The 13,121-nt window shown below is 69.7% G+C and carries 13 protein-coding genes and 1 pseudogene; 12 read left to right on the top strand and 2 right to left on the bottom strand.

Annotation, left to right across the window (positions count from 1 at the left end):
• Window positions 1-39: 39 nt before the first annotated feature.
• Entirely contained in the window at window positions 40-816 is a 777-nt protein-coding gene (locus tag OG218_RS02955; protein ID WP_328291710.1) for a COG4705 family protein, read from the bottom strand.
• A gap of 140 nt (window positions 817-956) precedes the next feature.
• Here OG218_RS02955 and OG218_RS02950 point away from each other — a divergent pair, with 140 nt between their 5' ends.
• The 5 genes and pseudogenes from OG218_RS02950 to OG218_RS26545 form a co-directional block, all read left to right on the top strand.
• Window positions 957-1,559 (top strand): DedA family protein, encoded by a 603-nt coding sequence (locus tag OG218_RS02950; RefSeq protein ID WP_328291709.1) that lies wholly within the window; start codon window positions 957-959, stop codon window positions 1,557-1,559.
• A 714-nt stretch (window positions 1,560-2,273) separates the two neighbouring features.
• On the top strand, window positions 2,274-2,495 hold the full coding sequence (locus OG218_RS02945; protein ID WP_328291708.1) for a hypothetical protein: 222 nt from the start codon (window positions 2,274-2,276) through the stop codon (window positions 2,493-2,495).
• Between the two features lie 248 nt (window positions 2,496-2,743).
• Complete coding sequence (locus OG218_RS02940; RefSeq protein WP_328291707.1) at window positions 2,744-2,989, top strand: DedA family protein; 246 nt, start codon at window positions 2,744-2,746, stop codon at window positions 2,987-2,989.
• 50 nt (window positions 2,990-3,039) lie between these two features.
• Window positions 3,040-3,882: an undecaprenyl-diphosphate phosphatase gene (locus OG218_RS02935; RefSeq protein WP_328291706.1), complete on the top strand. Its 843-nt coding sequence runs from the start codon at window positions 3,040-3,042 to the stop codon at window positions 3,880-3,882.
• 135 nt (window positions 3,883-4,017) lie between these two features.
• Window positions 4,018-4,086 (top strand): annotated as a pseudogene (locus OG218_RS26545) (hypothetical protein); the annotation flags it as partial.
• Window positions 4,087-4,113: 27 nt separating this feature from the next.
• Here OG218_RS26545 and OG218_RS02930 read toward each other — a convergent pair.
• On the bottom strand, window positions 4,114-4,650 hold the full coding sequence (locus tag OG218_RS02930) for a hypothetical protein (protein WP_328291705.1): 537 nt from the start codon (window positions 4,648-4,650) through the stop codon (window positions 4,114-4,116).
• Window positions 4,651-4,988: 338 nt separating this feature from the next.
• On the opposite strand from OG218_RS02930, the gene OG218_RS02925 reads away from it, so the two are divergent.
• The 7 genes from OG218_RS02925 (at window position 4,989) to OG218_RS02895 (ending at window position 12,316) form a co-directional block, all read left to right on the top strand.
• Window positions 4,989-6,080, top strand: a complete 1,092-nt coding sequence (locus OG218_RS02925; protein ID WP_328291704.1) for an MGDG synthase family glycosyltransferase — start codon at window positions 4,989-4,991, stop codon at window positions 6,078-6,080.
• On the top strand, window positions 6,080-6,820 hold the full coding sequence (locus OG218_RS02920; RefSeq protein WP_328291703.1) for a polysaccharide deacetylase family protein: 741 nt from the start codon (window positions 6,080-6,082) through the stop codon (window positions 6,818-6,820). The genes OG218_RS02925 and OG218_RS02920 overlap by 1 nt, the downstream gene beginning before the upstream one ends.
• A 61-nt stretch (window positions 6,821-6,881) precedes the next feature.
• Window positions 6,882-7,733: a DMT family transporter gene (locus OG218_RS02915; protein ID WP_328291702.1), complete on the top strand. Its 852-nt coding sequence runs from the start codon at window positions 6,882-6,884 to the stop codon at window positions 7,731-7,733.
• A 601-nt stretch (window positions 7,734-8,334) separates the two neighbouring features.
• A complete protein-coding gene (locus tag OG218_RS02910; RefSeq protein WP_328291701.1) occupies window positions 8,335-8,574 on the top strand; it encodes a hypothetical protein in 240 nt (79 codons plus the stop codon).
• 127 nt (window positions 8,575-8,701) lie between these two features.
• A complete protein-coding gene (locus OG218_RS02905; protein ID WP_328291700.1) occupies window positions 8,702-9,637 on the top strand; it encodes a COG4705 family protein in 936 nt (311 codons plus the stop codon).
• A gap of 319 nt (window positions 9,638-9,956) precedes the next feature.
• Complete coding sequence (locus OG218_RS02900) at window positions 9,957-11,543, top strand: methyl-accepting chemotaxis protein (RefSeq protein ID WP_328291699.1); 1,587 nt, start codon at window positions 9,957-9,959, stop codon at window positions 11,541-11,543.
• A 311-nt stretch (window positions 11,544-11,854) separates the two neighbouring features.
• The gene (locus OG218_RS02895; RefSeq protein WP_328291698.1) at window positions 11,855-12,316 is read left to right on the top strand and encodes a hypothetical protein; all 462 of its coding nucleotides are present in this window, start codon (window positions 11,855-11,857) and stop codon (window positions 12,314-12,316) included.
• Window positions 12,317-13,121 lie beyond the last annotated feature (805 nt).

The raw sequence follows: 13,121 nt of genomic DNA, 5'->3' as shown, positions 1-13,121 counted from the left end.
CGCTGAATCCGGGCGCGCTGTGCCGGGCGAGTCAGCGGTTCAGCGGGTCACGAGTCCGCGGTCGGGGGAGTCGATGCGGCTGCGGGTCAGGTACACCACGACGACGAGGATCGCGGCGAGGAAGATCGCGCTGGTGGCGGTGGTGCCGAGGCCGAGTCCCCCGTCGCCCTTGGCCTGCGACAGCAGGTCGCCGAGCGAAGCGCCGAGCGGGCGGGTCAGGACGTAGGCGGCCCAGAAGGTCGCCACGGCGCTGAGCTTGACGCCGAAGCGCAGCACGGCGACGACGGCGATGGCCGCGGCGAACAACGCGACCGAGGGCAGGTAGCCGAGACCCGCCTCCTCCGCGATGAGGTCGCCGGCGGCGGTACCGAGGGCGAACGTGAAGAGGATGGTCAGCCAGTACCAGGCCTCGCGGCTGCGGGAGTCGACGGCGTGGATCGAGAGCGTCCCCTCCCGGGCGTACCAGACGGCGAACGTGGCGGTCAGCAGGACCGCGAAGGCGACCGTCGAGGCGATCAGCGGAACTCCGGCGACATCCGTGAGGTTGTCGGTGATCAGGGTGCCGACGACGCTGATGAGGACGACGGCGAGCCAGTACAGCGGGGGCCGGTAGGTGCGCGACCGGAACTGCGCGACGAGCACGATCGCCAGCAGGAGGCCCATGACGATGCTCGTGGCGCTCAGGCCGAACCCGAGGGTCTCGTTCAGGTAGTCGGCGGCCGTCTCGCCGACCGTGGTGGCGAGGACCTTGACGATCCAGAAGAAGGCGGTGACCTCGGGAACCTTGTTCGTGGCGGTGCGCAGGGGAGATGTCATGCACTCACCGTGACGGGGTGGTGCTGAAGGGTTCCTGAGGACGGCCCGAGGAGGACCGACCCGTCCTCAGCGAGGGTTCAGCGCGCCTGTCGGATGCTCCTCGCAGTCGAGCGGAGGTGGTGAGGGCGGTGGAGCACGTGGTGGCTGCCCTGCTGGCGGTGCCGACGGTGTGGCTGCTCGTGGTCGTCGCCCTGCTGGTCTTCGCCGAGGACGCGCTCTTCGTGGGATTCGTGGTGCCCGGTGAGACGGCTGCGATCGTCGCCGGCGCCTCCGCGAACCTCGGGCACACGCCGCTGCCGGTGGCCTTCGCCGTCGTCGCGCTCGCAGCGGTGGCCGGCGACAGCGTCGGCTACCTCGTCGGGCGGCGGTTCGGTTCCCGCCTGCTCGCCGCAGGGCCGCTGCGCCGGCACGCCGTCGGCCTGGAGAAGGCCCGCGACCTCCTGGAACGTCGCGGGGGCGGCGCGGTGTTCCTCGGTCGGTTCACCGCCTTCCTGCGGGCCGTCACCCCGGCCCTGGCGGGAACGGCGCGCATGCCCTACGGGCGCTTCGCCGCCTGGAACGTCGTCGGCGGGATCGTCTGGGCCGTCGCGGCCGTCCTGGTCGGCTACTCCGCCGGCGCGTCCTACTCCGCTGCGGCGCAGTGGCTCGGTCGGGGCAGCGGTGTCCTCGTCGCGGTCGTCGCGGTGGTCGTCCTCCTGGTCTGGTCCCTGCGACGCCGCCGGCATCGCACACCCACCTCCTGAGGAGTCCTTCCGTGCTCCACCGGCGAGCGGTCGCGCTCGGGGTCGTCGTCGAAGGGGAGACGTAGCTGCCGCCTCTCGATCCATCGGCTGCCGGGCGGTCGTCGAGGAATGCCGCCGCTCCCGCGAGGTCGTTGCTGGCGGCGACCACCACACCGTCGGCGTCGGCGTCGATCGCCTCCTGCAGGGCTGCGTGCCCGGCAGCGTTCGCCGCTCTCGCCGCGTCGGGCGCACTGGCGATGTCGACGGTGACGAGCGGGGCGGTGAACTGGGCCGTGGCGACGTTGGTCGCGTCGAGGCTGACCCGGAAGTCGTTGAGCACCAACAGCAGTACCGCGTCGGCCGCAACGGCGACGAGGGCCTGCACCCGGCGGCGGCGGAGGACACCTGGACCCCGGCTTCGAGCCACCACAGCATGATCCGACAGGGTCGTCGAGCAGTTCGCGGCAGCCGCCGAACACCAGGTGGTCGACCTCGCGGCACCTTGGTTCGGTCGACCACACGACGCCCGCCGAGGCAAACCGGCGGGCCGCAGGAAGAAGGTCATCGTCAGCGCAGCGGCCGCCGCTGTCTTGATCCCCGGCGGGGACGGGATGCCTGGTGCTTCACCCGTCCAGCAGCGGCCGTGACCACTCCGGCTCCCGTCGTGGGGGCTGTGGTGGCACTGGAACCCATCAGCGTCAACCTCGCCCTCGGTCACTACCTCGAGGTCGGGTCGTGCTACAGGCCACAACCGCCGCCACCACAGCCCCCGACGGCAGCAAGGCCGTCGATGTCGTGATCAACGAGTTCAGTGGGCTCACCGAGGCCCGACTGATCTCCGCCGGGCAACGGGACGGGTACGTCGCGGACGCGCGGAAGAAGATCGTCACCGCCTGCACCACCGTCGGCGTGGGGCAGGTCATGAGCATCTACCTGACCGATCTCGTCAGGCACTGACCTCGGACCTCATCGTGCGGTGATCTCTCGTGGCGATCTCTCGCGGTGGTACCTCAGGTGGCGTTCAGGACTGGACTGCCATGGTCGTCGCCAACGACCGGTGCTCACCTCGCGACCGTCGATCCCGACTACGCGCCGACCACCTGGAGATCTCTTGTCCACTCTCACCGCCGTCGCGGGGCTGAGCACCCCTACGACCGGTACTGCGGGGCTGGCCGGGGTCACCGGGTTCTTTGCGGACCTCATCGATGCTGCGGGAGGTCGGCGTCGGCTTCCTCACGCTCGTCGAAACCCTCATCCCACCTGCGCCCAGCGAAGTCGTCCTGCCACTGGCGGGCTTCCCGGCCCAGCAGGGACGGCTGTCCCTGCCCCTGGTGCTGGTCACCGCCACGACCGGTTCGGTCGTGAGCGGGATCGCCACCACTGTCAGCAACGTGGTCGTCGTGGTCGGCCGCCGCGACCTGCGCCGTCGGGCGCTGCAGCACTCCCGCTGAACCCTCCCAAGAAGATCGCTGAACCAACCGGACCAGAGTCAGGAAGCACCGTGCAGTTGTGGCAGGCCGTCGTCCTCGGCATCGTCGAGGGACTCACCGAGTTCCTCCCCGTGTCCAGCACCGGACACCTCACCATCGTCGAGAAGCTCCTAGGGTTGCGGGTCGATGACGCCGGGACCACGGCGTTCACCGCGATCATCCAGTTCGGTGCGATCATCGCGGTCGTCGGGTACTTCCGCCGCGACATCGTCCGGCTGCTGCTGGCCTGGGTCCGGGGACTGCGGAACCCCGCTGCACGCCAGAGCGACTACCGGCTGGCGTGGTGCGTCATCGTCGGGTCGGTCCCGGTGGGGGTGGTGGGTTTCCTGGCCAAGGACGTCGTCTCCGGTCCACTGCGCAGCTTGTGGGTCGTGGCCGTGGCGCTCATCGGCTGGAGCTTCGTCATGATCGCTGCGGAGAGCTTCGCTGCCCGCCGCGCCGTGCAGCACGGTGAGGCCCAGGTCAACCTCCAGGACGCGGTCGCCATTGGGCTGCTCCAGTGCCTCGCCCTGGTTCCGGGGGTTTCGCGGTCCGGGGCCACCATCAGCGCCGGCCTGTTCCGCGGTCTGGACCGGGTGACCGCGACCCGGCTGTCGTTCTTCATGTCGATCCCGGCGCTGACCGCGGCCGGTCTCTACGAGGGGATCTCAGCAGGGTCCGAGGTCTCGGCCACCGTGGGGTGGGGTGCCACCGCCGTGGGGACTCTTGTGAGCCTCGTCGTGGCGTACGCGTCGATCGCCTGGTTGCTGCGTTTCGTCGCCCACCACCGCATCAGCGTCTTCGCAGGATACCGGGTCACCCTCGGCGTCGTGCTTCTCGCGCTGCTGGGCACGGGAACCCTCGCCGCGGTGTGAGACACGCATGACCGCTGTTGGTGAGGAGGCAGGGAGGATGGACGGGATCCAGGTCGTGGGCTCTCAAAGTCGTTCCGGAGCAGGACCGTGGTCCAGGACGCCTCCTTCGGCCCTCGCGCGGGCCGCATCACGGCCATGGTCGGACCCGGCGGAGCCGGCGGGTCCACCCTCCCCGTGATGGTCTGCGGGGAGGTTTCACCCACCCGGGGTTCGGTGCTCGTCGCCGGCCGTTCACCGATCCAGCAGCCTGAACCTCATCGGCTGGAGAACGTTGGTGGTACCGGGCCCTGGGCTCGCCGAGGAGCAGAAGGCGATATCGACGTCAAGCAGACCCTCCGGCAGGACAGCTTCGCTGCAGAGGGTGAAGGCCTGAACGTCCAGACCGGAGGCCCTCTGCACGGTCTCGGCACGGGGCGCCTGGGCGTGAGCGGTGAAGAGTGCCGCCTTGTCGTGCAGGGCCTTCCGTCCCTCAGTTCGCAGGATCGCCTTGCGCAGCCACTGCAGGCCGAAGACCAGCAGCAGCGCTCCACGATCAGACGTAGCGTTGAGCGGTATCGCCGTCAACGTGGGCCCCAGAGCGGCAACGATCACCGAGAGTGCAGCCAGAATACCGAGACCGCTGGAACGCCGATCGCGAGTCACCCCGATCGCACGTACGGCGGTCAACACTTCGACGGCCTCTACGATGCAGGTCAGGACGACGGGGAGAAGCAGAGGCGAGGTTGCGGTCTCGACAACTCTCGAAACGATTCTGGATGTCTGCCCCACCCCGTGCAGGGTGCGACCGCACACTGCGATGCGGAGCCTGACATCGCCTGTGACGCCGACCCTTCCTCCTCAGGAGGGGTTCAGCAGAACTGTGTGAGAGTGCCAGACATGATCCGGACAGCGGACCCGCGCTCGTTGACGTCTTCCCGTTCCCGAACCGACACCGCCCCCGACACCGTCCCCGCCCAGTGCGCCTGGACGGGCCTTTTCTGCGCGTGCCCGACGTCGTGAGTCCAGCCGCGACCACCGGTTCCACAGCAGCGGTTCACCTGCCCTCACTCGGCCATCCTCACCTGCCCTCACCCGGCCCTCGCGGGCACGCGCCCAGGGTTCTGGTGGTGTCGGGCAGCGTGGGAGCGGGCCACGACGGCGCCGCCAAGGAACTCGCTGCCCGCCTGCGCGCGGCGGGAGTGGTGGTGGAGGTGCGCGACTTCCTCAGCGCCCTCCCCTCGGCGTCCGCGCGTCTGCTGCGGGAGGGATACACGTCGAGCGTCGGGTACGTCCCGGCGGCGTACGAACTGCTGTTCCGACGCCTGGAGCGCAAGAGCCTGCTCTGGCGCGTCGAGAAGGCCATCTGCACCTCCGGCAGCAGCGACGTGCAGCGCTGGATCGAGCAGGTACAGCCGGACGTCGTCGTGTCGACCTACCCGCTGGCGAGTCAATGCCTGGGCGGTTTGCGAGCAGCGGGATCGCTGACGGCTCGCGTGCTCACCTACCTCACCGACCCTGCCGCGCACATCAGCTGGCTGCACCCGAGCGTCGATGAGCACCTCACCGTGACGGCTGCCACCGCTCAGCAGGGCGCGGCCGCATACGCCACGTCGTTCGTGGTCGCCGGCCCCCTGGTGCCCGCTCGCTTCGCCCGCCCGGCAGACCTGGAACGGCTCGTCCACCTGCGCGCCACCTTGGCCCTGCCGCCGGGCCGACCCGTGGCCCTGCTGGTGGCGGGATCGCTGGGGCTGGGCGACGTGCTGCCTTCGGTGCGTGACGTCAGCGCTGCGGGACTGGTGCCCCTGGTGCTGTGCGGTCGCAACGAGAGGTTGCGACGTCGGGTGAGGGAGGTGCCGGGAGCGGTCGCACTGGGCTGGCGCAGCGACGTTCACGAGCTGATGCAGCTGGCCGACGTCCTGGTCCAGAACGCCGGCGGTCTCTCCTTCACCGAAGCCCTCGTTGCCGGGCTGCCGGCCGTCACCTACCGGCCCATCCCCGGACACGGCCGGGCCAATGCCTCGGTGTTGGACCGTTCAGGCCTCGCGCTGTGGGCCCGAACCCCTGCGGCACTGCCCGACGTCCTGCACCGCCAGCTCGCCCGCACCCGCATCCTCGCCTCCCTCCCCGACCCGACCGAGGTCGTGCTGGCGAGCCTGGGCTTGCCGAGGCCCGCCCAGCCCAGCTCCCAAACTCCCTCCACCCCTCCCGCAGGAATCTGATGGAACCCCACCCGCCACGACGAGTCCGGTTGGTCGCGGCACTGAGCGCAACCGCACTCGGAGTGCTTGGCGCGTACGCCGCTCCGGCCCTCAGCGCACGCGGTCCGCTGCGGCGGGCCACGCCGGCCCTGACCGGGCGGGGACGACCCGGAGGAATTGCTCTCACCTTCGACGACGGGCCCGATCCGGAGGGAACTCCCGCCGTGCTGACCGCACTGGCCGCCCTGGGCTGGAAAGCGACCTTCTTCATGCTCGGGCGGCAGGTCCGCCGCTACCCACAGGTGGCGCGGTCAGTGGTCACCGAAGGTCATGAGGTGGCCATCCACGGCGACGAGCACCGCAACCACCTCACCCGGTCCCCGGCCTGGATCCACCGCGACCTGGCGCGAGCCTGCGGTGAGGTGCGAGCGGTGACGGGAACATCGCCCCGCTGGTTCCGCCCGCCCTACGGGGTGCTCAGCGCCGGTTCCTTGCACGCCGCAGCCACCTTCGGCCTCACGCCGGTGCTGTGGACGTCCTGGGGGCGGGACTGGGAAGTCACGACGGCGCCGAGGATCCTGCAGATCATCACCCGTGATCTGGCTGATCGGGGCACCGTGCTCCTGCACGACTCCGACTGCACCAGCACTGCCGGTTCGTGGCGTGCCACGGCCGAGACCTTGCCCCTGCTGGGCCTCGAGCTCGCCCGCCGGGAGCTGGAGGTGCGGACCCTCAGCGAGCACATCGACGGCGTCCGGTGAGGATGGGGCGGGGCGGATCCCCAAGACCCTTACGTTCCTCACGACTCCGGAGATCCCGGTGGTGCTGACGGTTCTGGCCGCGTTCGGCGCCGCTGCGGGTTTCGCGGTCTCGACCGCTCTGCAGCACCTGTGCGCCGTACGCGTGCCTGTCGCCGGCGGCGGGGCGCTGTACCTGCTTCGGCGGCTGCTGCGCCAACCCCTGTGGTGGATCGCGCAGATCACCGCCGGCCTCGGATTCGTCCTGCACGCCGCGGCCCTCGGTGGTGGAGCCCTGGCCCTGGTGCAACCCATCATGGTCAGCGGACTGGTGCTGACCGTGTTGGTGCAGGCAGTGCTAGCTCGCCGCGCGCCCTCGGGACGAGAACTGGTGAACGTCTGCCTCGTCGCCATCGGGTTGGCTCTGCTCCTCGCCGGGGCTCCTTCCGAGAACACTGGCGGCGGTGCGGACGACAGCGGAACACCAGACGGGCGTGCGGGCGCCGTGGTCGCTGCCGGCGTGGCCCTGGCGCTGTTCGCCGTCTGCGCTGCGGTGCGTTCGAGTCGTTCCACCGTGCGCGGGGTGTTCCTGGGTGTCGGTGCCGGGGCCCTGTTCGGGCTGCTCGCCGGCGTCCTCAAGCTCGCCGTCCACGACCTGGGCGGCGGAGTACTCGGGCTGCTCACCGACTGGCCGGTGTGGGCTCTGCTCTTGCTGGGCGCCGGCGGGCTGCTGCTGAACCAGCGGGCCTACCAGGTCGCTCCGCTGTCGGCGTCGATGCCCGCCTCCAACGTCGTCGATCCGCTCCTTGCGATCGCGTTCGGCGTCGTCGTGTTCGGGGAACGTCCCGGGACCGCGACGCTGCTGCTGGCCGGCGACGTCGTCGGCTTCGTCCTGATGGCTGTTGGGACCTACCGCCTGGCCGGCGAGCCGACCTGAGCCGGAACGTGGACAACTGCACCAGGTGCACTCAGCGGGGCTTCAACCGTCACGAGGCAGGTTGGCACCATGAGGTCCTTGCCGTGATGCAACCGATCGACGACGAAGACGCAAGGTCCTTGGGGGTCGGACACGTGCACGCCGGCGACCGCGACCTCGAGCTCCTGCTGGGGTTCGTCTCCGAGCAACTTTCCGCGCCCACCACCGTGAACACCGAGAGCAGGAGACGTCGCCGACGTGCGGTCGCGATCGTGGCGTTCTGCCTCCGCGCCGTCCCGGGGATCTCGCTGGGCCGAGCCATGATCACTCCTGGCGCGGCGCCTGCCTCCGTCCGCACGGTGGAGTGGGTGCGCGAGCACGGAGGCAGCCATCTCGTGGACGCTGCCGAAACTGGTGGTTCGGGCAATGGTCACCCGGACGCATCGGCGTCGACAGTGCGCCGGCGCTCTGCACGACGTAGTTCCACCCGACTCAGACCACCCGCAGGTGGTGGCCGCCGCCGCCTGGACACGCCAGGGCGACCACCGCACACCTGGTCACTGGGACCCGTCAGCCCGATGGTGCTTCGTGGCCCGGTGAGGGCCGGGTGGATCCAGCCGACGTGCCCAACCTGCGCAACCAGGGCCAGTACACCTGGCGCTCGGCGCTGGGGGTGGATCGACACGGAAACCTGCTCCGCGTGGCAGGCGACGAGCTCGATCTCGTCCACCTGGCCGGGGCCCTCGTGCAGGCCGGTGCGGTCCGGGCCATGGAGCTGGACATGCACACCGGCATGGTGTCGTCCTCCCGCTGGGACTCGAGCGGGTCCGTAGTGAACCCACGACGCTGCTACCGGACGTGAGCCGCCAGGCCGACCGCTACCTCGCTCCCGATCAACGCGATCTCTTCTACTTGACGACGAAGTAGCCGATGTACCCCCAGAGCTGTTCACACAGGCAGGACCACGGCGACCACGGAGGTCTCGACGCATGACCCGAACGCCCCGTCTCTTCCGCTTGTTGCCTTCCCCCGGCATCACAGCCGCGAAGGTCCCCGAGATCACCGTGTTGTTCTGGGTCGTCAAGGTCCTCACCACGGGTATGGGCGAGGCGGCCTCGGACTACCTGGGGGAGACGAACCTCATCCTGGGCGGCGTCGTCGGCGTCGGCGGGTTCGTCCTGGCTCTGCGCCTGCAGTTGCGGGCCGAGCGTTACCGCGCCCCCGTCTACTGGTTCTGCGTCTCGATGATCGCGGTGTTCGGCACCATCCTCGCCGATGTCCTGCACGTCGCCTCCGGCCTGCCGCTGTGGGCGACCTCGGCGCTATACGCACTGGCGGTGGTGGTGATGTTCACCTGGTGGCGGCGTAGCGAAGGCACCCTGGACGTCCACAGCATCACCACCGTGCGTCGCGAACGGTTCTACTGGGCCACCGTCCTGGCCACGTTCGCCCTGGGCACGGCGGTAGGCGACCTCACCGGCCTGGCCATGCACCTGGGTTTCCTGCCCTCGGGTCTGCTGTTCACCGCCGCGATCGCCGTCCCGCTCCTCGCCTGGCGGGCCGGGGCCAGCCCCATCGCGACGTTCTGGGCTGCATACGTCCTCACCCGTCCGTTGGGTGCCTCCTTCGCTGACTGGCTCGGCAAGGAGCACTCGATCGGAGCCGGCCTCGGTCTGGGCGACGGCCCCGTCACCCTGGTCGCGATCGTCTTGATCGCAGTGCTGGTCGCTGTCATGGTGCGCCGCGGCGATGACGTGCAGCGCGGTGTCGCACCCGTCGCAGACATCCCGCCTCCCGGCGCGGGATCCGGGCCGTCGACGAATCGGAAGCGGTCTGAGCCCGGCGACGCCACAGTGGAGCGGGCACGACACGCTCTCAGCGACGCTTCGACCTCCGAGCGCCACGATGACGGCGTGACCCGCTGACCCGGCACCGGGGTCTTGCGCACCACGGCGAACAAGGTCCCTGAAGTCACCGCCGGGTTCTGGATGGTGAAGTTCCTGGCCACCACCGTCGGGAAAGGGGCTGCCCCGACTTCGGTGGACTCCGGTCGGTAGGGGCTTTCAGGCCGCGTCAGCGGCCTGAAGCAGTGAGCTCGACCCGGTTTGCCGGACAGGTGGATGACTCGATCATCGACACAGCCGCTGCCCTCTGGATCGGGGATCGATGGCTATGAATCCTGCAGGGTCCCTGTGAAACGTCCTCAAGGGCTCAGTTGCGACCCCGGACCGTCGATACCGAAGCATGGGCGTCCTGCGAAACATGAAGGTCTCGGCAAAGCTGTTCGCCGCGTTCGGTGTCATCAGCTTACTGCTCGCCACCGCCATCGGCTTCGGCGCCTACGAGCTGCACGTCATCCAGGAGCGACTGAACACTGTCTCCAGCTCCGGTATCGCCTCCACCCGCGCGATCGGCAAGGTCGAATCCGCCTACCTGCAGGTCCGCTTGGACGTCGCCAACATCGCCCTCGCCACCATGGATGCCGCAACGTTGACCACCGCGCAGCAGGCCCTGAGCACCGATGACACCGCGCTGGACGCCGCGTGGAGCACTTACCTGGCCGCGTCCCCGGCTTCCACCACTGTCCAGCAGCAGGCCTACACGACGCTGCTCACGCAGTACCGCACCGCCCGCGCCAACAGCGTCACCATCGCCCTCACCGGTGACCTGGCCGCGTTCAACGCCCAGCGCGACACCGAAGTCCGCCCCATCTCCCAGCAGCTCGCCGCCGCTGTCGACGCTCTCGCCACCGCCCAAGCCGACCACGCCGCCGCTCTGGCGAAGAAGAGCAGCGAGGAGTACCGCCAGGCTCTGGCCGGCCTGATCGGTGCCGGGGTCATCGCCCTCGGGTTGGCGACGGCACTGTCGGTGCTGATCTCCCGGTCCATCGCCCGCCCCCTGGCCCAGACCGTCGTCGTGGTCGAAGGCCTCGCCCAGGGCCGGTTGGACCAGCGCGTGGACTACGTCAGCCGTGACGAGGTCGGGCGCCTCGCGGCGGCGACGAACACCTCGATGGACAACCTCGCCGAGGTGATGCGTGAGGTCACCGACAACGCCACCGCGCTCGCCGCTTCCAGCGAGGAACTGACCGCAGTCGCCACCCAGCTCTCCTCCGGGGCGGAGGAGTCCGCCTCGCAGTCGCAGCTGGTGTCCGCCGCGACGGAGGAGATCAGCGCCAACATCGGCACCGTCGCCGCGGCGGGGGAGGAGATGACCGCGGCGATCAACGAGATCGCCACCTCCACCGCGCAGGCCTCCTCCACCGCGGCGACCGCGGTGGCCGCTGCCGGCGACGCCGGCACGACGATCGAACGTCTCGGTGCCTCGAGTCGGGAGATCGGGGACGTGGTGAAGCTGATCACGACGATCGCGGAGCAGACGAACCTGTTGGCGTTGAACGCGACGATCGAGGCGGCGCGGGCGGGGGAGATGGGCAAGGGGTTCGCGGTGGTGGCGGGTGAGGTGAAGGAACTGGCTCAGCAGACTGCGCGGGCCACGGAGGTGATCGTGGCGAAGGTGAACGCCACCCAGGCCGATGCTGCCGCGGCGACGACGGTGATCGCGGAGATCGCGGAGGTGATCTCGCGGATCGATGGTTTGCAGGCGACGATCGCGGCAGCGGTGGAGGAGCAGTCGGCGACGACGGCGGAGATGGTCCGCAACGTCACCGAGGTCTCCACGGGTTCCCAGGAGATCTCGGCGAACATCTCGGGGATCGCGGCGGCGGCGGTGGAGACGACGACGTCCGCGTCGCACACGGCGACCACGGCGGCGGAAGTCTCCCGCAGTGCGGCGCAGCTGCAGACGCTCGTGGGTCGCTTCACCTTCTGAGGGGCTTGTGCCCCCGCGCGGTGGTGGCCGCGGTGAGTGCAGATGCGAGGACATCGCGTTCGAGGGTCGTTGCTCAACCAGTACAGATCGACTCTGCCCGCGACCGCTCGACGCACCCGACCCGTGGTGACGAGCGATCCATCCAGCGAGGGGCCAGTCGGGAACCCCTGAATTCGTCGTGATCGCGACGCCGTCGACAGCTCAGGACCGCGCGCACCGCGGGATGCGCGGATCTTGCGGACAGGTGTCGCTCGGCGCGGACGAACCTGCACGACTGCTGCTAGACCGGAGTGGTGAGAAATCAACGCTGCGTGTTCACGTGGTCCTCGGTGGGCTTGACGTTGGCGTTCGCCGTGGCGGTGGCCGGCTGCGGTTCCCCGGGGCAGGCCCGGGCCGACGTGGTGCAGCAGCACACGGCGTCCGAGGTGCCGGATGATGTGGTCCGCGCCTACCTCGACGCGGTCCAGCACGAGGACGAGGACGGTGCTGCGCAGGTGTCGACTCCCGGGTTCGCCGCGCAGGATCAGTGGCAGCACGGGGTGGACCCGGGCTTGAAGGACGTGGACGTCTCCTCCGAGGTCGCGCCTCACGACACCACGTCGAGCCCGGATGAGTTGAAGGCCTACGAGCAGGTGGTGTCGGTGCAGGTGACCTTCACCGTGACCGACCCGGATCAGGGCTTCTCCACCGGCGAACCTTCCGGGTGGGGGTACGTGCTGGTCCGGCACAGTGACCAGGAACCCTGGTTGATCGCTGAGGCGGGCAACGGCTGACCGGTCGGCGACAGGAGGCCCGCTCGCTCATCAACACGACCCTGACGTCCCCAGGCCATCCGAGCCGCCCGTACCGCGGGATGACCGCAGGATCGTCCCGCTACGTCGAGGTCCTGGCGCACCGGTACCGCTGGCGGACACGGTGGCGTTGCCGACTGCCCCGGGTTCTCGTTGGGCGGGGGTGGCGGACACGGGGCACCGCGACTGCGGCAAGCACAGGTGGTGTCGCGCTGACGACGCCTGGGAGCACTGCTACCACTGCCGGCAGGTCGAGGTCCCGACGATCCAGATGGGCGCGGGACTCGTCCTGGCCGTGGGCGCCGTCGTGTCCGGTAGCGGTGCGTCGACCTCACCGCAGGTCCAGAACGTAGCGGCCTGCATCGGCTCGTCATCGACGTATCCGGAGGGGGCCACGGTGCGGGTAGAGCTGCGGATGGGCTCCAACGTCGTGGCCTCCGGGACTGGACCGGTGAGCAGCACCATTGGTGCCCAGCTCCCGCTGGGGGAGGTGTCGGTCGTCGCCGACGACGTCCTGGTCGGTGTGGTGGGGTCTGCGAATGCGCCTGCCACTGTTGGGGGAAGACGAGCCGGCCGACGTCAGCTGCTTCTCCCAGCCCGGGTGTCCCACCTCCCGCCTGCCATCTGAGCTGACGAATTGGGCCGCACCCGAAGGCGTCCGACCGCGCGGCCCGAGCGAGGCCGAAGCAGTCCGACGTCTCACCGAGGCCGGCACCTTCACCGACGAGCCGAAGACCGACCGTCAGTGATCACCAGGTGACGCAACACGTTCTCGGCGGCCATCGCG

The sequence above is a fragment of the Kineococcus sp. NBC_00420 genome (assembly GCF_036021035.1).
Classification (GTDB): Bacteria; Actinomycetota; Actinomycetes; order Actinomycetales; family Kineococcaceae; genus Kineococcus.
This window is presented reverse-complemented; position numbering and strand designations above follow the sequence as displayed.

Bases quoted from the DNA above. Each gene is read 5' to 3' on its own strand.
- OG218_RS02955 (WP_328291710.1), bottom strand. From the start codon at position 816: ATGACATCTCCCCTGCGCACCGCCACGAACAAGGTTCCCGAGGTCACC.
- OG218_RS02940 (WP_328291707.1), top strand. From the start codon at position 2,744: ATGCTGCGGGAGGTCGGCGTCGGCTTCCTCACGCTCGTCGAAACCCTC.
- OG218_RS02920 (WP_328291703.1), top strand. From the start codon at position 6,080: ATGGAACCCCACCCGCCACGACGAGTCCGGTTGGTCGCGGCACTGAGC.
- OG218_RS02905 (WP_328291700.1), top strand. From the start codon at position 8,702: ATGACCCGAACGCCCCGTCTCTTCCGCTTGTTGCCTTCCCCCGGCATC.
- OG218_RS02900 (WP_328291699.1), top strand. From the start codon at position 9,957: ATGGGCGTCCTGCGAAACATGAAGGTCTCGGCAAAGCTGTTCGCCGCG.